Source organism: Bacillus salacetis (genome assembly GCF_049177075.1).
Classification (GTDB): Bacteria; Bacillota; Bacilli; order Bacillales; family Bacillaceae_B; genus Rossellomorea; species Rossellomorea salacetis_A.
This window is the reverse complement of the sequence record NZ_CP185377.1, coordinates 1,895,988-1,919,180: the sequence shown is the minus strand read 5'-3', so window position 1 is coordinate 1,919,180 and position 23,193 is coordinate 1,895,988. Positions and strand designations below refer to the sequence as shown.

At 40.4% G+C, this 23,193-nt stretch carries 24 protein-coding genes; 13 read left to right on the top strand and 11 right to left on the bottom strand.

All coding sequences use genetic code 11. The annotated features are described in order from the left end of the window. Window positions 1-143 precede the first annotated feature (143 nt). Entirely contained in the window at window positions 144-1,448 is a 1,305-nt protein-coding gene (locus tag ACOJQI_RS09740; protein ID WP_421385029.1) for an MFS transporter, read from the top strand. A 307-nt stretch (window positions 1,449-1,755) separates the two neighbouring features. Here the strand turns inward: ACOJQI_RS09740 and ACOJQI_RS09735 are convergent, their stop codons facing one another. Continuing rightward, window positions 1,756-2,607 carry a cation diffusion facilitator family transporter gene (locus tag ACOJQI_RS09735; protein ID WP_421385028.1) on the bottom strand — a complete coding sequence of 284 codons (852 nt, stop codon included), beginning with the start codon at window positions 2,605-2,607 and terminating at the stop codon, window positions 1,756-1,758. A gap of 157 nt (window positions 2,608-2,764) precedes the next feature. On the opposite strand from ACOJQI_RS09735, the gene ACOJQI_RS09730 reads away from it, so the two are divergent. The 3 genes from ACOJQI_RS09730 (at window position 2,765) to ACOJQI_RS09720 (ending at window position 4,228) form a co-directional block, all read left to right on the top strand. Beyond that, complete coding sequence (locus ACOJQI_RS09730; protein ID WP_421385027.1) at window positions 2,765-3,685, top strand: YIEGIA family protein; 921 nt, start codon at window positions 2,765-2,767, stop codon at window positions 3,683-3,685. Between the two features lie 6 nt (window positions 3,686-3,691). Continuing rightward, window positions 3,692-3,898: a capping complex subunit for YIEGIA gene (locus tag ACOJQI_RS09725; RefSeq protein WP_421385026.1), complete on the top strand. Its 207-nt coding sequence runs from the start codon at window positions 3,692-3,694 to the stop codon at window positions 3,896-3,898. Window positions 3,899-3,988: 90 nt separating this feature from the next. Further along, entirely contained in the window at window positions 3,989-4,228 is a 240-nt protein-coding gene (locus ACOJQI_RS09720) for a YkuS family protein (RefSeq protein ID WP_421385025.1), read from the top strand. Window positions 4,229-4,360: 132 nt separating this feature from the next. Here ACOJQI_RS09720 and ACOJQI_RS09715 read toward each other — a convergent pair whose 3' ends face one another. Further along, the gene (locus ACOJQI_RS09715; protein WP_421385024.1) at window positions 4,361-5,269 is read right to left on the bottom strand and encodes a multicopper oxidase family protein; all 909 of its coding nucleotides are present in this window, start codon (window positions 5,267-5,269) and stop codon (window positions 4,361-4,363) included. A 195-nt stretch (window positions 5,270-5,464) separates the two neighbouring features. On the opposite strand from ACOJQI_RS09715, the gene ACOJQI_RS09710 reads away from it, so the two are divergent. The 3 genes from ACOJQI_RS09710 to ACOJQI_RS09700 all read left to right on the top strand — a co-directional run bounded on the left by ACOJQI_RS09710 (window position 5,465) and on the right by ACOJQI_RS09700 (window position 8,914). Then, window positions 5,465-6,991: an FAD-dependent oxidoreductase gene (locus tag ACOJQI_RS09710; RefSeq protein ID WP_421385023.1), complete on the top strand. Its 1,527-nt coding sequence runs from the start codon at window positions 5,465-5,467 to the stop codon at window positions 6,989-6,991. Between the two features lie 917 nt (window positions 6,992-7,908). Then, window positions 7,909-8,487, top strand: coding sequence for a TVP38/TMEM64 family protein (locus tag ACOJQI_RS09705; protein WP_421385022.1), 579 nt, complete (start codon window positions 7,909-7,911; stop codon window positions 8,485-8,487). 49 nt (window positions 8,488-8,536) lie between these two features. Then, window positions 8,537-8,914, top strand: a complete 378-nt coding sequence (locus ACOJQI_RS09700) for a hypothetical protein (protein WP_421385021.1) — start codon at window positions 8,537-8,539, stop codon at window positions 8,912-8,914. A gap of 48 nt (window positions 8,915-8,962) precedes the next feature. On the opposite strand, the gene ACOJQI_RS09695 is transcribed toward ACOJQI_RS09700, so the two are convergent. Next, window positions 8,963-9,571 carry a DUF1541 domain-containing protein gene (locus tag ACOJQI_RS09695; RefSeq protein ID WP_421385020.1) on the bottom strand — a complete coding sequence of 203 codons (609 nt, stop codon included), beginning with the start codon at window positions 9,569-9,571 and terminating at the stop codon, window positions 8,963-8,965. 237 nt (window positions 9,572-9,808) lie between these two features. Between ACOJQI_RS09695 and ACOJQI_RS09690 the strand changes: the two genes are divergently transcribed. Genes ACOJQI_RS09690 through ACOJQI_RS09675 form a run of 4 tightly spaced genes read left to right on the top strand, consistent with a single transcriptional unit; the run spans window position 9,809 to window position 13,556 of the window. Next, on the top strand, window positions 9,809-11,173 hold the full coding sequence (locus tag ACOJQI_RS09690) for a sensor histidine kinase (protein WP_421385019.1): 1,365 nt from the start codon (window positions 9,809-9,811) through the stop codon (window positions 11,171-11,173). A 13-nt stretch (window positions 11,174-11,186) separates the two neighbouring features. Continuing rightward, on the top strand, window positions 11,187-11,870 hold the full coding sequence (locus ACOJQI_RS09685; protein ID WP_421385018.1) for a response regulator transcription factor: 684 nt from the start codon (window positions 11,187-11,189) through the stop codon (window positions 11,868-11,870). 18 nt (window positions 11,871-11,888) lie between these two features. Further along, window positions 11,889-12,806 (top strand): F510_1955 family glycosylhydrolase, encoded by a 918-nt coding sequence (locus tag ACOJQI_RS09680; RefSeq protein WP_421385017.1) that lies wholly within the window; start codon window positions 11,889-11,891, stop codon window positions 12,804-12,806. Between the two features lie 18 nt (window positions 12,807-12,824). Beyond that, window positions 12,825-13,556, top strand: coding sequence for a sulfite exporter TauE/SafE family protein (locus tag ACOJQI_RS09675; RefSeq protein WP_421385016.1), 732 nt, complete (start codon window positions 12,825-12,827; stop codon window positions 13,554-13,556). Between the two features lie 42 nt (window positions 13,557-13,598). Here the strand turns inward: ACOJQI_RS09675 and ACOJQI_RS09670 are convergent, their stop codons facing one another. Both ACOJQI_RS09670 and ACOJQI_RS09665 read right to left on the bottom strand, forming a co-directional pair. Further along, the gene (locus tag ACOJQI_RS09670; RefSeq protein ID WP_421385015.1) at window positions 13,599-14,429 is read right to left on the bottom strand and encodes a hypothetical protein; all 831 of its coding nucleotides are present in this window, start codon (window positions 14,427-14,429) and stop codon (window positions 13,599-13,601) included. A gap of 35 nt (window positions 14,430-14,464) precedes the next feature. Continuing rightward, window positions 14,465-15,919 carry a multicopper oxidase family protein gene (locus tag ACOJQI_RS09665; protein WP_421385014.1) on the bottom strand — a complete coding sequence of 485 codons (1,455 nt, stop codon included), beginning with the start codon at window positions 15,917-15,919 and terminating at the stop codon, window positions 14,465-14,467. Window positions 15,920-16,140: 221 nt separating this feature from the next. Here ACOJQI_RS09665 and ACOJQI_RS09660 point away from each other — a divergent pair, with 221 nt between their 5' ends. Beyond that, window positions 16,141-16,644 (top strand): hypothetical protein, encoded by a 504-nt coding sequence (locus ACOJQI_RS09660; RefSeq protein WP_421385013.1) that lies wholly within the window; start codon window positions 16,141-16,143, stop codon window positions 16,642-16,644. A 44-nt stretch (window positions 16,645-16,688) separates the two neighbouring features. On the opposite strand, the gene ACOJQI_RS09655 is transcribed toward ACOJQI_RS09660, so the two are convergent. Both ACOJQI_RS09655 and ACOJQI_RS09650 read right to left on the bottom strand, forming a co-directional pair. Then, window positions 16,689-18,728, bottom strand: a complete 2,040-nt coding sequence (locus tag ACOJQI_RS09655) for a heavy metal translocating P-type ATPase (RefSeq protein ID WP_421385012.1) — start codon at window positions 18,726-18,728, stop codon at window positions 16,689-16,691. Between the two features lie 158 nt (window positions 18,729-18,886). Further along, complete coding sequence (locus ACOJQI_RS09650) at window positions 18,887-19,231, bottom strand: four-helix bundle copper-binding protein (RefSeq protein ID WP_421385011.1); 345 nt, start codon at window positions 19,229-19,231, stop codon at window positions 18,887-18,889. A 176-nt stretch (window positions 19,232-19,407) separates the two neighbouring features. Here ACOJQI_RS09650 and ACOJQI_RS09645 point away from each other — a divergent pair, with 176 nt between their 5' ends. Continuing rightward, the gene (locus ACOJQI_RS09645) at window positions 19,408-19,860 is read left to right on the top strand and encodes a DUF305 domain-containing protein (RefSeq protein WP_421385010.1); all 453 of its coding nucleotides are present in this window, start codon (window positions 19,408-19,410) and stop codon (window positions 19,858-19,860) included. A gap of 67 nt (window positions 19,861-19,927) precedes the next feature. On the opposite strand, the gene ACOJQI_RS09640 is transcribed toward ACOJQI_RS09645, so the two are convergent. The 4 genes from ACOJQI_RS09640 to ACOJQI_RS09625 all read right to left on the bottom strand — a co-directional run bounded on the left by ACOJQI_RS09640 (window position 19,928) and on the right by ACOJQI_RS09625 (window position 23,173). Then, window positions 19,928-21,103 carry a hypothetical protein gene (locus tag ACOJQI_RS09640; protein WP_421385009.1) on the bottom strand — a complete coding sequence of 392 codons (1,176 nt, stop codon included), beginning with the start codon at window positions 21,101-21,103 and terminating at the stop codon, window positions 19,928-19,930. A gap of 190 nt (window positions 21,104-21,293) precedes the next feature. After that, entirely contained in the window at window positions 21,294-21,767 is a 474-nt protein-coding gene (locus ACOJQI_RS09635; RefSeq protein WP_421385008.1) for a PH domain-containing protein, read from the bottom strand. 110 nt (window positions 21,768-21,877) lie between these two features. Then, entirely contained in the window at window positions 21,878-22,336 is a 459-nt protein-coding gene (locus tag ACOJQI_RS09630; RefSeq protein WP_421385007.1) for a staygreen family protein, read from the bottom strand. 75 nt (window positions 22,337-22,411) lie between these two features. Further along, complete coding sequence (locus ACOJQI_RS09625; RefSeq protein WP_421385006.1) at window positions 22,412-23,173, bottom strand: hypothetical protein; 762 nt, start codon at window positions 23,171-23,173, stop codon at window positions 22,412-22,414. Between the last annotated feature and the right edge of the window lie 20 nt (window positions 23,174-23,193).

Sequence of the window (23,193 nt, the reverse complement as noted above, 5' to 3'; positions counted from 1 at the left end):
GGGGTTTTGCCACTTCATTGGGTTAAAAGGCTTAATATTGTTTTAGGGCACTAAGCTTGATTCATTGCTGCAGTACTTCAGAATAATTTTTAAACTGGTAAGGGAACTTAATTTTAAACGGATTAATGAAGGGTGGGAGAAAAGTGCCTTTTCTCAAAGCAAGTGCAGCAAATAAAACGCAATTAAGAATTTTACTATTTGGTGTTCTTCTTTCTCACTTAGGTACTTATATGGTACTTCCTATTCTGCCAATTTACTTAAAAACACAAAAGGGGATAGATATTAGCAGTATCGGACTAATATTAGCTGTTACACCTTTTGCATTCCAGGCAGGAAGTCTATCAGGAGGGGTATTGGCCGATCGAATCGGAAGACGTACAGTAATTGCACTAGGTGCCTGGATAAACGCCTTGGCACTAAGCGGCTATGCTCTTTTTAATGAAGTCCCTCTCCTGATTTTGACAGCCTTAATCAGCGGCATAGGAATAGGGTTGAATGCTCCTTCCACCAAGGCCGCAATTTCCGTTGTGGCTTCTACAGCTGAAAATAAAACGACGGCTTTCTCTTTAAGGGGGATTGCTGCGAACCTAGGAACAGGAACTGCCGGCTTGTTAACCTATTTCATTCTTGGCGGTTCTTCTTCGATCGTATTTTTTGCAGCATCCCTACTGTATGTAATATTGGGAGTCATCACTTGGCTATTCTTACAAAAGGGCTGCGGGGATGAAAAGTGTAAGCCTATTGCATTGAAGGAATATAAAGAAATAGGCAGAAAACGTGCTTTCATGGTGTTTTCCTTGGTCATGGTATTTGTTTGGGCATTATATACCCAGCTTTCCATCAGCCTTCCTCTACGTGCTGAAAGCATATTGTCCGACCCGGGGATGGTCAGTTTGGTCTGGACCATTAACAGTATCCTTGTTATTTTGTTACAGACCCTTATCACCAGGAATATTATCGATAAGATACACCCTATGTTTTCATTAGCCGTCGGTATCCTCTTTATCGGTTTTGGCCTCGGAACTATATATTTTTCATCAAATTTTTATTGGCTTATTTTAAGCGGGGCTATTTTTGTTTTTGGAGAAATGCTCATTGTTCCTACTATGGACATAACCATTACAAGGCTTGGTACAGCTAAAATGATAGGAGCGTTTTTCGGTCTATCTAATTTTGTATCAGGACTTGGAGAAGGAACAGGTAAATTCTTTGGCGGGCAATTGTTAAGCTTAGGTACTTCTTCAGCTGCTCCCTGGTTATTATACAGCTTGTCCGGTATTGTCATTTCTGCTGTACTCATCAGTCTGCGGTACTGGAAACCTTTACGCAAAGAACTTGATGTCAAAAAAGATATGAATAAGGATGAACGAAGCAAGTTCCATAACCTTGAGAATCAATTCACAAACTTTACAGATTGGTTCATGGGAGGAAAGAAACGGATTCAGTGACTGCGGTAAGTCCTCTGATCAGAGAAGACCAACTTTTCAACGGCGAGCCAATTGATTGGCTTATTTCTCAATGGATTTGGCCAACTTTTTCGAGCTGGTTCGAATTTTTGGTTCATTCCTTCAATAAATAGACCATATTTTTATAAATCATTCGATGATGTGGTGCACTTCCTCAAAGAATTGACCAATTTTTTTATACACACTAGAGATTTTGGTCCATTCCTTCATTAAATAGACCGTTTTTCCCGAGCTTACTCGAAATATTGGTTCATTCCTCAAACAAAAATGAGCAGGATTCTCTCCCTGCTCATTTTTTCGGTGGATGTATATCAATGATTGAATGGATAATATTCAAGTCGGATACGATATTATGCACGTCCTCCTTAACTTCCTCTGCTTCTTCGGATGACAAATCTTTATTCAAAAAGATATGAACAGACATGGCATTGTCTTCACCGTCAATAGACCATATATGCAGATGGTGAACCTTCTTAACATCCTTCAGACATTCTATCTTCGCCTGAATGGCCTCAAGATTGACATCTTCAGGAACTGCATCCAAGAAAATTTTAATAGTCTTGATCAATTTACGGGTTATGTTAAAGAGTACGAAAGAGGTGATTGCAATAGAAAGAATCGGATCGAGGATATGAATATCCTTAAACATTAACACAATGCTTACCACAAGCACGCCGACCCAACCTAACACATCCTCGAGCATATGCCAGGATAGGACACTTTCATTCATAGAACTGCCCTTATGAAGCCTCCATGCCGCAAATCCGTTCATCCCTACACCAAGAATTGCGAGCCAAAGCATTCCCTGTGCATCAGGATGCGGAGGATTAAACAGACGCGGTACGGCTTTAGTCAATATATATATCGATCCGAAGAATAATATTGTGCCGCTTATCAAGGCTCCCAAAGTTGAAAACCGTTTATAGCCGAAACTATATTTATTGTTGCTGCCTTTACTCGACAGCTTCTGAAAATACCAGGAACTGCCCAATGAAATACTATCACCCAGATCGTGAATGGCGTCAGACAGGATGGCAATACTGTTTGTCAAAAACCCACCTATGAATTCAATGATAGTAAAAATTAAATTCAGAAAAAATGCTAACTTGGTATTGCTTGCAGCAGAATGCTTCTTTGACATGTTGTCACTCCTTTATCTTAAGAAACCCAATAATGTAGTTAGGTACCATATGAATACATTTCACGTATCTCTATTAGTTAAACCCTTTAGTCTCGTATATTATGTTTAGACTTTCGAATACTAAATGAAACGTTTTCGATAAAAGGAGGAAACTTTTTTGAATCAGGAAGCAGCTCTCTCTTCAGATGCCTTGCTGGTGATCATCTGCTCGATCATTGCAGGTTCTTTGGCAAGAATATTAACCATCAAAGAAGACTTCCGACAATATCCCAGTTACCCAAATGGTCTATTGATTCACCTCGTTACAGGTGTTGTAGCAGCTTCACTGGGAGCAGTGGCCATCCCTGCTTTACTGACTAAAAATTTTGTCGCAGTCACATTCTTAACCCTTGCACTGCAGCAGTTCAGAGATGTACGTAAGATGGAAAAAGAAAGCTTGAGTGATCTAGAAGAAACAGAATTCACCTTCAGGGGGAGCGCTTATATTGATGGTATTGCCAAAACTTTTGAATCCCGAAATTATGTAGCTTTTATCGTGGCACTCTGCACTTCTATTACAATCTCTATCCTGAATAAAGGACTGCATATTCAAAATGTACTTCTATGCATCATAGGCGGCATAGTCGTAGGAATGGGCGTGTTTTATTACTTAAAGCGGTTTACAAAAGGAAAAACGGTCGGAGACATCGCGGACGTAAAAGAAGGTAAAGTAGAAGTTAAAGATTCGAGTCTTTTTGTAGATGGTATATACGTAAGCAATTTGTTGGGCACCGATAATGCGGAAAAATTATTTGGTGAGGAAGGCATGGCCGTGGTCATCCATCCGAGGGAAAATCACTTCAGAATCAACCTGGATAACTTTGGCCAGAGACAGGCTGCCCTTTTTGAAGCCTGTCGTGCATTAGGAGTAAAGAGGTATCAATTTACCCGGAAAGACTATGAAGAAGGCCGGGTGATAATCGCACTTGTACCCATTAAACGGGATTTAGATGCTTTCATAGAGGCAGTTAAGAAATGCCCGCTGCTGGAGAGCACAAAGAAATCCCATGCAGTGATGGATACTAATATGAAAGGATGAGAATCGATGGGCAGAGAAGGATCAATGAAACCAAACTATCAAATTTTAGCCTACCTTACTTCTGATAGAAATCGGGTAATCAGTGGCGGTCCGCTGCTCCTCTACAGTGATGATGCCGAAGAGCTCAAGCAAATGACGGTTGATGTTGCCAAAGGGTTAAAGGCAGACGTGGTACATATGACGAATGGAGATTATTTAGTGATAAGAGTGTAAACCATAAATTACATTTCCAGAGGTACAACGTTTAAATTTTCAAATTTCCGGATAAATATAATATGCATTAAAAATAAGGAGGTAATCTAAATGGCTAAAATTGCTGTCGAAGAACCACTTACGGATATTAAACAGGCTTTAGAAGAAAAAGGACACACAGTAGAAATATTTAGAGATGAAGAAAACTTACCTTCCTGTGACTGCTGCGTAACAAGAGGATCAGAGGATTTAGCGGATAACGACATAAATGTTCCTGTTGTGGATGTAACAGGCCGTTCAGTGAATGATGTCGTATCAAAAGTAGAAAGTAAACTGCAAGCAAGCGAATAGTTTTTTTAGCCTCCCCTGTAATGAGGCTGGATCAACATCTTGGGAAAAATAAGTATATAAATAAGCTCGTGACTGAATATGTCGCGAGCTTTTTTTATGTTCACAATTTATTAAACTATTAATAGCTGAGTATCATTTATAGCTGATTCCCTTATAAACTAATTTCGTTATCATCCCACCGGGTGAAGAACCATTATTCGTTTGATGAAAGGTCTTGGTACCGTTCAATGGGAATGTTCCTGGATTATTGGCCCAAAATTCTATTTCTATCCTTTGTCCCGAAGCGACATTTATTGTGTCATCAAATATATTATATCTTGGAAATCCATTGACCCTTGTTACTTGGAAGTCATGTCCGTGTACGTGCATGGAATGCGACGCACTCGATTTATTTATAAACCTGATACGTATCTTCCTGCCATATTTTGTAGACAACTCCTCCGTATCGGGAAAAGACTTTCCATTAATAGTGAAAAAGTTAGGATTCGTATCAAACTTTTTCGGCTGATATGTCCCTGGTGACACCTCTCCCAAGTTTTCCTGCGGGATATCCCATTGCTGCAGGACTAATACATAATCACGATAAGGTACTTCTGCCACGGTTGGCTGTTTCGGCAAAACCACTAACGGACCCAACAATCCTTGCACTATATGAGCAGGATCTGATGCATGATAGAAAAACGTACCAGTCTGCCAAGCCTGAAAGGTATATACATGACTCTCTCCCGGTTGTATATACGGAGTGGTAGGTTCAATTTCAGGAACACCATCCTGGGCTTCCGGCTTTGAAAGCCCGTGTACATGAAGTGCTGTCGGCTTATCCAATTGATTTTCCACTTCTATCATTATAGTTTCTCCCTGCTCGAACACTAAAAGAGGTCCTGTTATCTCTTGGTTATAACCCAACCCCTCTATCGCCACGTTACTCAATATGTTGTGTTTTACCGGACTGGCTGTAAGCTTATAATAGCGTCCATTGTGAACTTTTTGATAATCCGCTTTTTTGCCATTCGGCATGACCAACCGTTTCTCCCAATCCATGTTTTCCTCCCCTTTCCTCCCACAGCTAAATAGATAGTTTATTTTTATATATGTATTTCTGAAACTGAGATAAATGAAAGGAAATTATATCTTCCCCTTACCTACTTTCTATTTATCTGTTTTTTATCAAAGATGTTTGGGAAAAGGAACTGTAAACCCATGTACGGGAATAGTTTGTAATTTGGAGGGATCTTTTTGAAAAACACCAATTTACCAAGTCAGTCCAGTTCCTACTGGCTGGAAACTGCAGATCTTCCTTCTTTTGAAGCACTGCAGGAAAATATTCAAACTGAAGCAGTTGTTGTCGGAGCGGGTATTTCGGGACTTACAACTGCGTATTTTTTATCTAAGCAAGGTGTGAAAGTAACTGTACTTGAGGCAGAGCAAGTGGTCAGCAGGACAACAGGGAATACAACAGCCAAGCTTTCTGCACAGCACGATGTGATTTATGATCATTTGTTGAATGAACTTGGAATCGAAAAGGCAAAGCAGTACTATCAGGCAAATCAGAAAGCTGTTGACTTTATCCGCCAGCTTGTAAATGAAGAAAAAATTGATTGTGATTTCAGTACACAGGATGCTTATATTTATGCTTCCACCACCGAAAAGAAAGAAGAGCTGAAGAAAGAATATGATGCCTATCAGAAACTGGGGATTGACGGGCGTTTTGAGACCAGCCTTCCTTTCGATGCAGATGCGGAGGCGGCAGTTGTCATGCATAATCAGGCGCAATTCCACCCTGTTAAATACTTAAAACACTTAATAAATGAAATCTTAAAAGCCGGAGGGCAAATTTTTGAAAATACCCGTGTGACGGATATTGATCACGGCAAAGAGCCTTCGGTGGAAACAATCCAGGGTTTCAAGGTGGAAGGTCGTTATGTGGCAGTCTGCTCCCACTTCCCTTTTTATGATAAAGAAGGTTTTTATTTTAACCGAATGGAGGTAAAACGCTCTTACTTACTGGCAGCCAAGACAAAGAAAGAACTACCGTACGGCATGTTTATCAGTGCAGAAAAGCCAGGCTATTCATTGCGTTCCACTTCCGAAGACGGGGAACAAATTGTATTCATTGGCGGACAGGGTCATTCTGCAGGCCATAAAGAAAATACACTTGAAAGCTACGAGAAGCTTTATGAGTTTGGGGAAAAGACATTTGGGATCGATGAAGTTCTTTATCGATGGTCATCACAAGATCCAGTGCCATTGGATAGAGTCCCCTATATAGGAAAGTACTCCATGCTGGATGATCAAATTTTTGTGGCAACGGGTTTTCAAAAATGGGGAATGAGCACTGGCACCTTGGCCGGTATGATCATAAGTGATCTTATTCTGGACAGAGAGAATCCTTATTCGGACATCTTCTCCCCAGGCCGCCATGATGTAGCACATAATTTGAAGAAAGCGGCTAAAATGGGGAAACACAGTGCCAAAATGCTTGTGAAAGCTAAATTAGAAAAACCAGAAAAAACTGTAAATGACCTTCATAATGATGAGGGATCCGTTGTCAACGTCGATGGCAAACGGGCAGGAGCTTACAAAGATAACATGGGGAAAGTGCATCTAGTAGATACCACTTGCACCCACATGGGTTGTGAAGTGGAGTGGAATAATGGCGAGCGATCATGGGATTGTCCATGTCATGGTTCAAGGTTTCAATATGATGGCCAAGTGATTGAGGGCCCAACAACACAGCCGCTAAAAAAGTTGGAGAAGAGTTAATGGTATGCATACTCACCAAATAGTACAAACAGCTATAAAACTTTAGGCGTGTTGATATTCAAGGAACTCCGTTATTAAACTAAGTTCAGATTAGAGGTACAAACCATATTAAATTCATAGTTTTTAGCATACGAATTCAACCATTATTCGTATGCTATTTTTTAGTGGTATTACAGCAAATCTCTACTTTCAAGTGTCTTTTCGCATCGTTTCCATAACACTGAAATATATATTGGAGTCCTGCGATTTTTCTAGCGAAGTAACTTGCAAAACGGTATAAAAAAGAGTGGGATTTCATGGGGCAAAAAGAAAATCAGCAGCATGAGCTTATGAAAATAAGGGAAGAAACTTCCCTTATTTTGGAAAAGCAACTAAAATTAGTTGAAATAAGGGAAATATCTTCCGCTATTCTTATGAAAATCATGAAAAATGGGGGCTGTACCAGGAATAAGGGGAAAATCTTCTCTTATTTATCGCTCAATCAGTCATTTTTGCAGTTTAAGGGAAAAATCTTCCGTTATTTTATGGATCTGCGACACTCACTTTAGGATAGGCCTTCCTATAATCCAAAAATCATTTCGACTATCCTGCTCCTTCAATGACCTATTCCCTCCACTTCATCTTACCATCTTCTTTCCGTAAGGCAGCCAGTTTTGGTTGCTTTTTACTTTACAATTCAGGGTGCAGATTAGTATGACGTTTCATAAAAAAAGCAGTTCTATCAAGGGTACAAAGATGGTTTTTGCACTCCCAAACTGAACTACTTATTATTAAGCGGGGTTCTTTTTTTATTTTGATCAGCAAGCTTATTAAAAATCTCCCCAAACATGCTATACTCTTCTATGACAAAATCTAGTTGCTATTTTAACTAGTGCGATTAATAATACATGAATTTCAAAGGATGATAAGGAGATTCCATGGAATTAATATTAAGTAACTGGCTTGGGTACTCTAATCAATATTTTGCAATAGTTATCAGCATCCTTTTGAACATAACTATCAGTATACTTGGGATTGTCCCAAGCGCTTTTCTAACTGCGGCCAATATTACGGTTTTTGGTTTTGAGTTTGGCATGCTCATTTCCTTCATTGGGGAAGCATCGGGTGCGGTCATAAGTTTTCTCCTTTATCAAACGGGGATAAAAAAAGTGATTGGAACCAGAACTAAACCCATCCATCAAAAACATTTAACAAGACTTCAGAAATCAAAGGGAGCCGAAGCTTTTTTTCTAGTCCTGGCCCTTAGGCTGCTTCCTTTTGTTCCTTCAGGCATAGTCACTTTATCGGGAGCCTTCAGTAAAATGGGTTTGATGAACTTTGCTTTTGCAAGTACTCTTGGAAAAGTTCCTTCAATTCTAATTGAAGCTTATGCCATACAAGAAGTTCTTTTCTTGAGCTGGAAAGGAAAAGTCATCCTTTCATTGACTTCATTGGTTATTATCATTGCCCTTCTCAAAAGATATAGCAAAAATAAACAAGACTCTTTCAAAAGATGAAAAATCACACTTCTGAAGCTCCTTCATATTTATATTTTATAGAAAGAAGGTGGTCATCATTTGTATTCCAGAGGATTTTTATGAGGAACAAACTTATCTTATTTTGCAAAAGATGGCCGATTCGACTATCTATAAACCTGTAAAACTCCAAATAAATAAAGGCAGGACGATGCCTTTTGAACGTTTCAATATCAACCCCCCGTATTCTTCAAAGCTTTTAATCAAGAAAGTAACAGTGGAGGACGAAAGCGGCCAGCAGTTTACGATTGACCTTGATTTAGCAGGCCTCAGGTTTGTTTTAGGTGAAATTAGATATGAGGAGTATTTAACAATAAAAAGAAAAGACAATAAGGCCGTTATCACGATCCTATCCGTTTCTATTGGCTGCTTTGTTTCCCTAGGACTCGCCTTGAGCCATTTCATTTAAAAGGACACAAAAAACTCCGAGCAGAATCATTCGGAGTTTTTTATGTCCTTATTCTTCCAGAGACAGTTCGTCCTCTGTTACCCAGAGGTGATTCTTCACTATCTCACTTCCATTTTGAGGCGTATAATCAACAACATAAACAGTGGTTTGTTCAGCAGTATCGATTATCGCAGCTGCACCTTTCATTCCTTCCATATGCTCGGCTATGATCGTTACCTCTTCACCAGGCTTGAACGGTTCATCGCCTGCATCCTTTAATTCTTCATGAACCACCCACTCATGCTTTTCAACTCTATCTCCCCCTGTGACAGGATCATACGACACTCTATAAACTGTCGTATCATAAGCACCAACAATTGTTGCTTCCGCCCCCTTCATCCCAGGCATATGTTCATTATCTATTATGACATTGCTGCCCACTTCGTATTTAGGGGATGCAGCTTCTATCATTCCTTCCGGTTCTTCCCCACTGCCTGCGTGCTCCATTCCTTCATGACTATCGTTTTCCCCTGCAGCCTCATGACCCGTATGACCTTGTTGACTTTCTTCTGCTTCACTACCGCTTTTTGATTTTCCTGCCTTATCCTGATTGTTTGTCCCGCAGGCCGCTAAAGTTATTATAAGCAATGTGACCAGCACTAATATGATGTTTTTCATTCTTTCTTCCTCCTTTGGATTTATTATTGCTGAAAAGTATGCAAAATGTATGTAGGAGCGTCTATCTTTTGCACTATTTTTAAAAGTTCTTCTTGATTGCTAAAATATTATTAAAGGGATATTCATTTTTGCGATTAAAGTCCTTGCTCCTTAACTTTTGAATTTTAATGACCTTCCTGCAAACATTCTTCATATTTAGCGTGTACAATGAATACGGCGTAAAAGAAATGGGGATTTATGATGAAGAAAATATCAACAAAGCTGGCTATGTACTTTCTTGCAGCTGTTTTGATTATGGAATCCTTGTTAATGGCCTATCTCTACAACAGCATGATTGATTCAAGAATCCAGGAAGAATTTCAATCTATCCTTTCCAGGGGCAACAGCCATCGGGATGTACTGGAAGACAGCTATACGGAAGGGACTTTGAATCACATAGCACTCATGGAATCGAAAACAGAGACCGAGGTCGTCATCACGGATGAAAACAAAGAGATTATCGCCAGCTCCAAGGATGTCTCAGTTGGAATGAGAAACTTGATCAATGACCATCCAATTGAAATCTCCAGAAACGGATTGCTGATTGAGTCCAATTGGAAAGAAATGAATTATCTTGCTACCGTAACTGAGTATAACACCGGGTCTGAACAAGGTTATGTGTATATGTTTAAAAATACAGAGCCTTTGAGGGCATTGATCCAAAAACTGAACTATCATTTTATATTGTCAGGAATCCTGAGTCTGATAATTATTGCTGTCATTTATTTTCTGTTGTCTAAGATTTTGACAAGCCCGCTCATCAAGATGAAAAAGGCTACAGAAGACCTTACCAATGGCTACTTTCAAGTGAAGCTTCCCGAACTCGGGCAGGATGAACTTGGTGAACTCTCAAGCTCTATCCAAAAACTTGCGAATGATCTGGAAAGCATTCAAAATGACCGGCTTGAATTCTTGGCCAGTGTTTCACATGAATTACGCACGCCATTGACCTACATTCAAGGGTATACCACTGTTGCCCTCCGTGAAGGGTTGTCCGAAGAAAAACGAAATGAATATCTGAAGATCATTCAGGATGAGTCAGGGAGAATCGTGCATTTGATTGAGAACCTTTTCGAGTTGGCAAAAATTGATCAGAATAACTTCACAATCACAAAACAAGAGATTGAATTATGCCCGCTCATCCAAGATGTGGCTGGGAAGGTCGGACCTGCCTTCGATCGAAAAAACATTACTCTTCAAATCAATTGTCCCAAGGGCATCCCTGCTTTTGTGGACCCCCTCCGCCTTGAGCAAATCATCCTCAACCTGCTTGATAATGCTCTTAAATATTCAGAGGGAAATACGGTTACGAAGCTAACAGTCAGTTCTACACAGGAAGAAAAAGTCCGAATTACAGTTTCTGACCAAGGAATTGGTATACCCGAAGATGAACTTCAAAATATCTTCAAACGTCTTTATCGGGTTGAAAAATCACGTTCCCGGGGAAATGGCGGTTCCGGGCTGGGCCTATCCATAGTAAAGGAATTAGTTGAAGCTCATGGTGGTTCGGTGTCAATAGTGAGCAAGGAAGAGAAAGGTACAACTGTAGAAATACTTATTTAGTGAGGTGATTTTCTTGAAGAAGATTTTACTTGTCGATGATGAAGTCAGGATGCTTAACCTCCTGGAATTATATCTGGAGCCCAAAGGCTATTCATGTCTGAAGGTTTCCGGAGGATATGATGCCATCCTTGCCTTAAAAAAAGAAAAGATCGACCTTGTTCTGCTGGATGTCATGATGCCGGAAATCGACGGGTGGACCACATGCCGAAAGATCCGGGACTTCTCCAGTGTCCCCATTATCATGCTTACCGCCAGAAGTGATAAGGAAGATGTAATCAATGGGCTTGATGTCGGTGCTGATGATTATATCACTAAACCTTTCGATGAAGATATTTTGGCAGCTCGGGTTCACGCCTTGCTAAGAAGACAAGAATCTCATGTTCAAGATCAAAATAATGAGATTTCCAGAGGAGAATTCCGTTTGAATACGGATGCCTACACATTAAAGTATCATGACCTCTCCCTTTCGTTAACATTGAAAGAATTCTTGCTGCTTGAAACGTTAATGAAACATCCTGAAAGGGTCTATACTAGAGAGCAGCTGCTATCCACTGCATGGGATATCAATGCGGACACTGATATACGGACAGTTGATTCCCATATTAGGAACCTCCGTGACAAATTGAAAAAAGTAAGCATACCGATTGAAAAGCACTTGACCACTGTTTGGGGAATTGGCTATCAATGGAAAATTTAAAAGATTAGAGGGCTAACAATGAAAAAGACTAAAGGAATAATTACTTTTGCAGCAATAGCACTTATACTAACCGCGTGTTCATCTGATGAGGAAGATTATGCATTTGTTAAAGCTGAAAGAGAAAAAATTGACCACATCCATGGAGCTGGCTATCCGAATAATGAAGATGATTTATTTGTCGCCACTCATGAAGGCTTGATGAAATTTGAAGACGGCAAGTGGTTGGAATCAAATAGTAACAAGCATGATTACATGGGATTCCAATCTTTTCAAAATGGATTTTACTCCAGCGGGCATCCAGAAGAAGGGTCTGATTTAAAGAATCCGCTTGGTTTAGTAAAAAGTACCGATGAAGGGGCAAGCCTTGAAAAGCTGGCTTTCTACGGCGAAATCGATTTTCACTATATGGCAGCAGGTTATGAATCCGGCGTAATTTATGCCATCAATGAGCAGCCGAACTCCCAGTTGGAAAGGGGCTTCTATGTAACAGAAGATGAAGGGGAAACCTGGAAAAAAATGAGCATGTCTGGATTTAGATCGGAATCAATCGGAAACATTGCTGTACACCCATCCGATAAAAAGATCGTAGCCATTGCCGGCAAGGATGGTGTCTTTTTATCGAGAGATCAGGGGGAGAACTTCACTCCAGTACCAGAAACCTCCATGGTGACAGGCCTTTCAATAAATGAAAATACTGGATTATTTGCAAGCATTCAACAAGGCAAAATCCAACTGTACGAGTGGAATATCGAGGAGGGGGGCGTGACTCCGTTCCCTACTCCCTCTCTGGAAGGAGATAACCCTATCATGTACATTGCTCCGAATCCGAAAAATGAACAGGGATGGTCCATTGTAACATATAAAAATGATATCTATACAACAAATGATAATGGAGAGAATTGGAAAGATATTTCTAATATAGGAGAAAACTCTTAAACGATTGGCTGTGAAAGCATGTATGCAATCCTATCGAAAATCAGTAACACATTAAGTTCGCCCTTTTTGAATATGGTGGACAGCGTCATGGATTACCCTTTTGTTTTTGCAGCGGTTTTGGGATTGATCGGTGCATTGGCTCCATGCCAGTTGACTGCTAATATCAGCGCAATCACCATCTATGGGAACAGGACTGTGCAATCCAGGACCGACTGGCTTGAGGTTCTTTTCTTCTTATTAGGAAAAGTATTGGTGTTTTCCTTTCTGGGTGGCATGGTTTGGTGGTTTGGTTCAGAATTTCAAAAATCGACCACCCTCTTCTTCCCTTATATGAGAAAGGCAATTGGGCCGATGATCATTTTGGTAGGATTATTTTTAGCAGGGGCCTTTAAAATGAAATTCCTTGCAAGGATGCTTGAACGTATACCGGTCAAAATGGGTAGAGGCAAAGCAGGCTCCTTTATCATGGGAGCGAGCTTTTCCATTGCCTTCTGCCCTACCATGTTCGTTCTGTTCTTTGTTTCTTTGATGCCCGTAGCACTAGCCAGTCCAGCTGGAATCATTTTGCCGTCGATCTTCGGGATTGCCACATCCATTCCCCTGCTGATTATACTGTTTATCATGGCGTTCCTGGAGATTAATGGATCTGTTTTGAAAAACAGTAGAAAAGCAGGAGCGTTTATACAGAAATCAGCCGGTATCCTGCTTGTTATTATAGGAATCTTCGATACTATCACTTATTGGGGATAAAAAGACACAAGTTCATTTATTTCAAACTTGTGTCTTTTTTTATCATTCTTCTATTTTCAATACGTAAGGAAAGGTAAACACTTCTCCTTCAAACTTGAATTCTGCCCAAACCTTATACAGACCAGGCTTTTGAAATTCAGTCAGGAACACAGGCTTGTCTCCTTCGCCAGGATGCACATGGATATATTCTTCTGCCTTTTCATCCAGTATAACGACGTGTCCAAGAGCACCGAGATAGGGCTCAGGAGTTTCACCATCAAGATCAAATTCAAGTACAACTTCTTCATTCACCTTTTGTGAACTTGGCTGCAGCGTGACCGCATGGCCGGATTGTTCCACTGTTAAATTTTTTGATTCTTGTAAGTTGGCAGGTTTCCCGCTTCCTTCCGCTATTTTGAAAGAGATTGGCTGCACTTCATAGTTCATTTCTTTTGGCTTGATGTCTATGAAGGCTTTATATGCCCCTTCCGGAAGATCATGTTTCACTCTGAATTGACCTGGTCCTGTCTGTTCAGGATGAAGATGCTTATACGTCTCCAAGTCTGTGGTCACCACAATCAGGTGAAGCAGTTTCTCATGATTAATTTCCAATTCTTCTACATACTCTCCTGCAGAATCTTTAATCGTTATATTCAGATTCTCATTATCCACTTTTACTTCTGTCTCCACTATATTTGCCCACCATTCTCCAGTTCCATCGTGTTCATGAGAACCATCATTATGGTTATGGTTCTCTCCTTCTGTGTTCTCTGCATGGGATTCACCATGCGCTTGCCGTTCAATATTTTCCCCCTCAGCAAATTGGTCATATATCGAATACGCTGTTATGACAATTATGAGATAAAGTACAGCTGAAAAAATCCACTTTTTCATTTTCTTCTTTCCTCCTACTGAGTGTGAAAAGTCCTTTATTCCGGTTGGTTATCAAATTTCCCTTCCAATTCAAAGGGTGAATAGACATCATTGTATTTTACCACAGTCACCATGCCATTATTTGCATGGACCAAATCATGACAGTGCAGGAGCCAATGGCCGGGATTGTCCGCTTTGAAAATGATTTCGTAGCTCTCACCAGGTTTCACATTAATCAAGTCTTTGACCAGTGGATTTTCAAGTACTTGTCCATTCTTTGAAATGACTTGAAAGTGGTGGCCATGAAGATGCATGGGATGATCAAGCATACTGTCATTCGTCAAATTAACTTTCACCATATCCCCTTCACTGACCTTGATATTTTCTGTTTCAGGGAAAGTTTCATCATTGATCGTAAACTTCATTCCGCCCTGCATCATGCCCATGCTGACTCCCAAGTCCATATCATATTCTAAATCAGGAGTCACTTCCCTTTCAAATAAGGCATTCATCTCGCCATATTCAGTGTAAGATAACAGGGTTGATTGAGCTTGTCGGGCATGTTGATCCCTTGTACTGCTGCCAGAAGCAAACACAGGGATGGAAAGACTGTTTTCTTCTACTGCTTCTTCGATAATCCATGATGGATTCCCTGCCTCAAATTCTACATCAATTCTCTCACCCGGTGCAATCTCGAGCAGCTGATCTGTTTTCTCACCATTCTTAACTTCATTGCCGTCATTGGCGACGACTCTATATTCCTGTCCATTGAATGCCAGTGTTCGTTTCGCATACCCGGCATTGATCAAGCGGAGCCTTACCAATTCGTTTTGTTCCACTTCAATCGGTGTTATTGCATTCCCCGCTTTGCCATTGATGGATAAGGTGTTGTATGACATATGGGTATCCATGTCGCCATCGTTCATACTACCATCCATCATCCCTCCCATCATTCCATTACTGGAGGAACCATTTAATGCCCATTCATCAAAAATAAGAACCCTATCGGAATCATATGTTTTTTCGGGATCTTCCACAATAAGTGCACCATATAATCCTTTGTCCACTTGCTTGGAACTTTGCTGATGAGAGTGATACCAATACGTTCCCGCTTCTTTCGCTTGGAATTGATAAACGAAGCTTTCTCCAGGCTGAACGGAATTCTGGGTGACACCTGCCACTCCGTCCATCGGGTTTGGCAGGACCATTCCATGCCAGTGTATCGTAACAGGTTCAGAAAGATGGTTCTCCAATTTCACTTTAAGGTGGTCTCCCTCTTGTACTCGAATTTCTTCACCTGGCACAGTTCCATTATAGGTCCATGCCTCGATGACTTGGCCTGAAGAAATTTCCCACTCTTTTTCTGCTGCCGAAATGGTAAATTCCTTTGCATTCTTCCGTTCATTTGAACCCGTTAACTCTGTAATACTCGTATCTCCCTCTTCTTTCGGCTCATTACTGCACGCCGAAACAACCATAACTGTAAGTAAAAGGACTATCCACTTTTTCATTACACTCAACCTTCCTTTCTAATACCCCCACCCCTAATAAAACACCCAAAAAAATATACACTGTTTCATCTACTCTTTTTTGATTATAGCCGCTAAATATGAAGAAACTTTGCAATTCTATTGAAGGAATAGTGAACCAGGCGCAAATCACTTCTTTTTGCACATATTCTGCATAAAAGCAGGGTAAAAATGACTTATACCATTTAGAAGGAGGAATTAACATGTTGAAAATGACCGAAACCGGACTAATGGCTGAACATTTAATCATGCATGACGGGGTGATGCACCGACTAATGGATAGCAAACTTCATGTTCAAGATGAAAAACTCAGAGAGATCATCACAAAACAAATTGATACTTTAAAAGAACATGCCGAAACCATGATGGACTTCCTTGGCTATGAGGGTTCTCTTGAGTTCAGTGAGGTAGATAAAGAGAAGGATAGCCATGCTAGTACGGTCTTTAGAGACCGACATGCAGCTCTGGATGGCATGTTCACCGCTAACTCCTTATCGAAAGCGAATTATGTTCACAGTACCGTCATGAAAGATGAAAAAGTTAAACAAACACATGTAAGAATGGCAAAGGATCAAATGGAAATCGCAAACCAATATGAAGAAATCATCAAGAAAAACGGATGGTCTGCACAGCCATCCGCAAGTTCAGACGAAACATCAAAAATTGTAGAGCAAATTGAAAAATTAATAGAGAAGCCTAAAGAATAAGTAAAAAAGGTGTTTTCCTCATGGAAAACACCTTTTTTACGTGATTATACTTTAAGTAGTTTTGCATTTATGGCCACAATAACTGTACTCAGGGACATGAGGACTGCACCCACTGCAGGACTCAATACTATGCCAGCATTATAAAGAACTCCTGCTGCAAGCGGGATGGCCACTATGTTATAGCCGGCAGCCCACCAAAGGTTTTGTATCATCTTTCTATAAGTTGCCTTTGAAAGGGAAATAATGGATACTACATCATTCGGATTACTTTTAACCAAAATAACATCCGCTGTCTCCATTGCTACATCTGTTCCTGCACCTACAGCAATACCGAGATCGGCATTTGCAAGCGCCGGGGCATCATTCACGCCGTCCCCTGTCATCGCTACCTTCAATCCTTCTTTTTTTACTTCTTTAATCTTGTCCGCTTTTTGGTGTGGCAGAACCTCTGCATAAACTTCATCCAGATCTAAATTCTTTGCTACCCAATTGGCAACCTGCTTGTTATCACCTGTCAACATCATTGCCCGGATATTGAGTTCTTTCAGGCGTTTCATGGCTTCCTTCGAACTCTCTCTTACTCTATCTGCAAGAGCGATCATCGCAGCCATTTCTCCATCAACCAGGACAAACACAACTGTCTTACCTTCTCCTGAGAGTTTTTGATATACATCTTCCTCATAGGCTATTTTTTCCTCAGCCATATAACCAGGACTGACGACCATGACTTTCTTCCCGCTCACAGAACCCTTAAGGCCCTTACCGGTGATGGATTGGAAATCCTCCGGTTCCCTTAATTTAATCGAACGGTTTTCTGCTTCCTCGAAAATCCCTCGTGCGATAGGATGTTCAGATTGGGCTTCGAGTGAAGCGGCAAGCGTAATGACTTCTTCCTCGTCAAAACCATTCACCGTCTCAATATCTGTGATGCCAAACTTTCCTTCCGTTAGTGTACCTGTCTTATCAAATACAATAGCATCAAGATTTCTGGCTCCTTCAAAGCTTGCCCGGTTACGGATCAACAGGCCGCGTTTAGCTGCAATCGCAGTCGATCTTGCAACAACAAGCGGTGCCGCTAATCCAAGTGCATGAGGACAAGCTATCACCATGACCGTCACCATTCTTTCAAGGGCATAAACGAAACTTTCTCCAATCAATAACCAAACTGCCAGAGTGATGACTCCCGCCAGAAGCGCCATATAAAACAGCCATTTAGCCGCCCGGTTCGATAAGTCCTGTGTCCGTGATTTCGATTCTTGTGCTTCCTTCACCATCGTTACCACTTGAGACAGATAACTGTCTTCCCCTGTCTTTTCGACAGATACTGTCAAGGAGCCTTCTCCATTGATGGATCCCCCAATGACCTCGTCCTCTTTAAATTTTTCAACAGGAACTGATTCTCCTGTTAACATCGATTCATCCAGTGAAGATTCTCCTTTGATGATCAATCCATCCACCGGTACTTTTTCTCCCGGCTTGATCAGGACATGATCCCCTTGTTTCAACTCAGATGTTGGAACTTCTTTGACATTTCCTTCTTCATCAATAAGATGTGCTTCAGATGGCATAAGTTTAACCAACTCTTCTAAAGCACGTGACGCCCCCATCACTGATTTCATTTCAATCCAGTGACCGAGCAGCATAATATCAATCAACGTGGCCAGTTCCCAAAAGAAATTTTTACCTGAAAGCCCGAATACAGTAAGGGAACTATACACATAGGCAACAGTGATAGCCAACGCAATCAACGTCATCATTCCAGGTTCTTTCCCTTTTAACTCATCCCATGAACCGCGGAGAAACGGCCAGCCTCCATAAAAGAAAATAAAGGTAGATAGGCCGAACAGGATATACATCTCACCGGTAAATCTTAGGTCTATTCCTATGAAGTCTTGAATCATTGGTGATAGGATCAATACCGGAATAGTAATGATTAATGATATATAAAACCTTCTTTTAAAATCATCTACCATATGGGCATGGTGAGATGCGTGATCTTCCTGGCTTCCATGCAGGTGATCGTTCTTTTCGGTATGTTTACCATGAGAATGTTCATGGTGTTGGTGATTATGTTCATGTTCCATCTATTAAACCTCCTTCAAAATATCATTGTTTCTTCTCATTGTATGCCCAAAAAATATGCAGAAATTGTGAAGGATACCCGTTTTATAATAAAAAAAGCATAACAGCCAATAACGTGGCCGTTATACTTTTTTAAAGAATGATTAAGTTTCTTACGAGGTTATTGAGCCATTTTACGGCATGCATCTGCACATTGACGGCAAACCTCTGCACATTCCTGGCAATGTGCATCTTTAAACTTATCACACTCAGCTGCACACGCATCACAGAATTCGGCACAAAGCTGGCAATGCTGTTTAGCCATTGAACTATTCCTGGCCATTAATGCAACAGACTGAAGACACATCTCTGCGCAGTCATTCAGCATCTGCAGGCAGTGCACCCTTGCCTGAACATCTGCTTCCTGAAGACATGCTGTTGAACATTCATAACAAGCACGTGCACATCTTTCACATGATTCAATGCAAAAATCCATTTCTTTTGATGATGAAGATAGAATACCCATGGTTAATGCCCTCCTAAATTCTTTTTTACAAAACTATTGTTTACATTAATTGTAAATATATGTATTTAAAAAGAAAGCCGCCGTTCTCTAAATAGAAAAAGATTGGCTTTTTGCATACTTTCTGCAAAAACTATGGGAATGCATTTAAAAGAACACATTATAAAGGAGTGGAAAAAATGAAACCATATTGGAAATTCGCCGGAATGGTGATTACCTCAACCATCATTATGTTCATATTTAAGTATTGGAGTACTTTTAAAGTTGATCACATATTCTTCAGTGAAACAAGAGCCTATATGGCTTTGTTAATGGGTGCGACGATGGCTGTAATCATGTTGATTTTCATGACTCATATGTTGAAGAATCGAAAAGTGAATATAGGGATTTTGACAGGTAGTGTGATTATATTTGGCTTATCACTCTATTTGCTTCGAAGCCAGACACTTGTTGATGATGTTGACTATATGGAAGCTATGATCCCCCATCACTCTATTGCCATCTTAACAAGTGAACGCGCAGAGATTACCGACCCCCGTGTCAGGGACCTCGCAGATGGAATCATTAAAGCACAGCGAAAAGAAATAGCGGAAATGAAGAAATATATTGATGACTTAGAGGATGAAGAGTAATAAAAAAAGTAGTTGGTGGCAGATTTGATATCTGCCACCAACTACTTTTAACTTTAAATAGAGTTTGTTAAAACATAACCCCGGCAAAATTACTAACTCCAATTACCTGTGGATCAGTATTGTTAGAAATTGTGCTGTTTGTGATAACGATTGTGCCCTGAAGAATATTCGCGATTGCTCCACCGCTATCAGCCTCATTGCCCGTGAATGTACTCCTAATCACGGTAGCAATACCAGTATTAGCAATTGCTCCGCCAACATTACCGGCAATATTGTTGGTAAAGGTACTTCTCACAACGCTTAGGATACCATCATTCGTTACTGCTCCGCCGTTTTGATTAGCAAGATTCCCGGTGAACGTACTATTAGTGATATTTACCGTACCAGAAAAACTACCAATTGCACCACCGAAGTTAGCGGAGTTTCCGGAGAATAAGTTATTATTGTTTATATTAACTGTACCTCTATTGGCTATAGCTCCACCAACATCTGCAGCTCTAAAATTGGAAAATGTGCTATTTGTAATACTAACTGTACCAGAAGCAAGATTAGAAATGGCTCCGCCATTCCCCGCATTATTAATCGATTCACCCCTGCTGCCGAAGAATCTGCTATTTACAATCGTGACTTCTCCGCCATTTGAAATAACTCCTCCATCACGGGAGGCAGAGTTACCAGAGAAGGTGCTGTTAGTAATTCTTAAAATATCATCATTTGCAATAGCACCACCATCCCCTTCATCAGCCCTGTTGTCAGTGAATGTGCTGTTTGAGATTACTACTGTACCAGAAAAATTCCCTATAGCTCCTCCAAAATTAGCAGTATTATCAGTGAATGTACAATTTGAAATATTAATTGTACCCGAATCCCTATTGGCTAAAGCACCTCCTGAAGTAGTAGATTCATTATTTAAGAACCTGCACCTTTCCAGATTCAGTGTCGCTCCTTCATTAAGAATAGCCCCGCCGCCTTCGCCTGTATTATCAAATCCATTAGCAAAGGTTACATTGCTGATCGTTACAACAGTCGCTGCACCGCTAATAATGAATATCCGTGTGGTATTGTCCCCATTGATTGTCGGATTGGGCCCAGTTATCGTTAACGTTTTATTAATAACAATCGGGCTGTCTAAAGTAATGGTACCAGAAATAGAAATGGTATCACCAGGAAGAGCATTTTCAATTGCCTGTCGAAGTGAATCTTCAGTACAAATATCGGTATTATTGACCCTGTTTTTTGACATATTATCCTTCTCCTTATTTTTTCTTGGACATGTCCTAATATATTTTATTCAAGAAGAAGAATATTGTGATAGGCAATCCCTTTATATTCCATTTTGGGATAGCGGAAATAGATTTATCTTTCTAATAAAAGAGGGCCAACTCTATTTGATCGGAGATCTCCCAGAGTTGGCCCATTTTTTACTTTCTTTCTTAAACTTCTATATTCGGGTTTATATTTAACAGTCCCTGAATAAACTCTTCCTTATCCTTGGGCGATATCAAAACCGTTCTCCAGCTATTCCTCGTTTCTACTTTGCCTGTCGGATTACTGTATTGGATTTCCAGTCTATCCAATGATAATGCCGGGCTTGATAGAGGATTCCTGCTTGGACGGACTGACTTTATACTGCTGATTTCTATATTGTAACGGATTGGTCCTGCAACCACCTTAAGCGTTTTACCTTTAATTTCATAGTACGTTGAGGTTACGAGCCAGATGATCAGCCCTGCAGCTGCCAATGGAATGACGACACCTGCAACTGAATCCGTCGTATCGGGTTCACCAAGTATTTTTGTCACGAAATCAATCTCGACAAATTGGATAATGACCGATAATAATATAAAAATCAGTACAAATAACAAAACAGGAAACATAATAATACCTTTTTTGGAGTAAAATCTCATATTTCTCTTTCCTCCTTATCTTTCTCAATATATTTACGGATTACAAGGTGAGAAGTTTCAAACTGGAATAAAAAAAGCTGAAGAGATACAGCTTCCCTTCAGCTAAGCTCTTATTTAGTTAGATATTGCCTAGGTGTCCCATAATAATGCACTTGATTAAACTCAGGAAAAACAGATTCAAATGTAATATAAATCGGTGCGTCCAGCAGCCAGGGAAAATAGGAGAAAAATCCTCGATCTCCATTCACAATGGCAGATAATGCAAGCGGGAGTTCCTTACGAAAAATCATATAGCGGACCTTTGAAAGGTTTTCATCAAATTCACCGCCGCTCACATATACAATTCCGGATAATGTATACTGCCCCATGACTCTTCCCCATTCAGCAAGGACCTCATCCCTCATTGCAGGATTCACCTTATTAAAGTCATATTGACAGCCTATACTCAAAAACAGCTCACCAGTGGTGTCTGAATGTGTCAAAGTATACTTCCTGCCATCCATGGGATTAAAGACAGAAGCAGGAGGGTGATACGTAACTGAAAGCTTCTCTGGATTGAAATCGCTCATTGTAAGCCACCTCACCATTCATGGAAGTGTGTTTGCCTACAATAAAGTATGATAAAAGCCTAGAAAAGGTTCACTTCACCCCTGAGTCTCTTTCCACTTAATATTTATCAGGTTCCATTTCCCATCTTCATAATACCAGTAAGAATAGACATCTCCGATACCATCAGCATGATAAGCCCCGCTTATCTCCTGAACACCTCTGAGTCCAAGTCCCTTCTCTCCTTTTATTTTTACGGGTTCAAACATGGCATACGGAATTACCATCATTTCAGTCGGTTCATTCAATCTTCCATCCTGGTAAATTCCCAACCGGTCATAATCTTCTTTGCGTTCACTTAAATCAACCGTAAAAGATTCATTCGTATCGTTGAAAGTAATGACTCCTTGATAGTTGTCCTCAAAATGGGCATCTATTGACAATGCTGGAGGCATGCCAATCTCTTTTTTTATACTGTCCGCTAATGTGTAAAGACTGTAATTATACAGACCGCCGCTTCCTCCTGTCGCCGATGACTGGAAAAGGTCTTTAACACCATCATGGTTCAGGTCTGGAAATTGAATTTCCGGTTCATAGCCGCCTTCGTAGTCAATCCGAAAATCTTTGCCATCGGAAGTCGTTATCTCTGCCCAGACCTCTTGATAAAATAAGGAACCCGGCTCGAAAGGTTTACCCCATAACGATATTTCATCTTTTTTCTTATCACCTGTGACATCCTTTTCATAAGTGGTAATAACAAGAACATTTCGCTGATTATGTTCTTCGGCAAAATTACCGGCAATGGCATGCAGTGACATGAAAAAGAAAGCCGCAAATGCAAATAACAATTCCTTTCTCATAGCAACCTCTCCTTATGAAC

Excerpts from the sequence above, each read along its gene's own strand:
- ACOJQI_RS09630 (WP_421385007.1), bottom strand. The coding sequence starts at position 22,336 with ATGAGCGATTTCAATCCAGAGAAGCTTTCAGTTACGTATCACCCTCCT.
- ACOJQI_RS09680 (WP_421385017.1), top strand. The coding sequence starts at position 11,889 with ATGAAAAAGACTAAAGGAATAATTACTTTTGCAGCAATAGCACTTATA.
- ACOJQI_RS09670 (WP_421385015.1), bottom strand. The coding sequence starts at position 14,429 with ATGAAAAAGTGGATTTTTTCAGCTGTACTTTATCTCATAATTGTCATA.
- ACOJQI_RS09665 (WP_421385014.1), bottom strand. The coding sequence starts at position 15,919 with ATGAAAAAGTGGATAGTCCTTTTACTTACAGTTATGGTTGTTTCGGCG.
- ACOJQI_RS09735 (WP_421385028.1), bottom strand. The coding sequence starts at position 2,607 with ATGTCAAAGAAGCATTCTGCTGCAAGCAATACCAAGTTAGCATTTTTT.
- ACOJQI_RS09695 (WP_421385020.1), bottom strand. The coding sequence starts at position 9,571 with ATGAAAAACATCATATTAGTGCTGGTCACATTGCTTATAATAACTTTA.
- ACOJQI_RS09675 (WP_421385016.1), top strand. The coding sequence starts at position 12,825 with ATGTATGCAATCCTATCGAAAATCAGTAACACATTAAGTTCGCCCTTT.
- ACOJQI_RS09650 (WP_421385011.1), bottom strand. The coding sequence starts at position 19,231 with ATGGGTATTCTATCTTCATCATCAAAAGAAATGGATTTTTGCATTGAA.
- ACOJQI_RS09640 (WP_421385009.1), bottom strand. The coding sequence starts at position 21,103 with ATGTCAAAAAACAGGGTCAATAATACCGATATTTGTACTGAAGATTCA.
- ACOJQI_RS09690 (WP_421385019.1), top strand. The coding sequence starts at position 9,809 with ATGATGAAGAAAATATCAACAAAGCTGGCTATGTACTTTCTTGCAGCT.
- ACOJQI_RS09655 (WP_421385012.1), bottom strand. The coding sequence starts at position 18,728 with ATGGAACATGAACATAATCACCAACACCATGAACATTCTCATGGTAAA.
- ACOJQI_RS09715 (WP_421385024.1), bottom strand. The coding sequence starts at position 5,269 with ATGGATTGGGAGAAACGGTTGGTCATGCCGAATGGCAAAAAAGCGGAT.
- ACOJQI_RS09725 (WP_421385026.1), top strand. The coding sequence starts at position 3,692 with ATGGGCAGAGAAGGATCAATGAAACCAAACTATCAAATTTTAGCCTAC.
- ACOJQI_RS09625 (WP_421385006.1), bottom strand. The coding sequence starts at position 23,173 with ATGAGAAAGGAATTGTTATTTGCATTTGCGGCTTTCTTTTTCATGTCA.
- ACOJQI_RS09645 (WP_421385010.1), top strand. The coding sequence starts at position 19,408 with ATGAAACCATATTGGAAATTCGCCGGAATGGTGATTACCTCAACCATC.
- ACOJQI_RS09635 (WP_421385008.1), bottom strand. The coding sequence starts at position 21,767 with ATGAGATTTTACTCCAAAAAAGGTATTATTATGTTTCCTGTTTTGTTA.
- ACOJQI_RS09660 (WP_421385013.1), top strand. The coding sequence starts at position 16,141 with ATGTTGAAAATGACCGAAACCGGACTAATGGCTGAACATTTAATCATG.
- ACOJQI_RS09705 (WP_421385022.1), top strand. The coding sequence starts at position 7,909 with ATGGAATTAATATTAAGTAACTGGCTTGGGTACTCTAATCAATATTTT.
- ACOJQI_RS09720 (WP_421385025.1), top strand. The coding sequence starts at position 3,989 with ATGGCTAAAATTGCTGTCGAAGAACCACTTACGGATATTAAACAGGCT.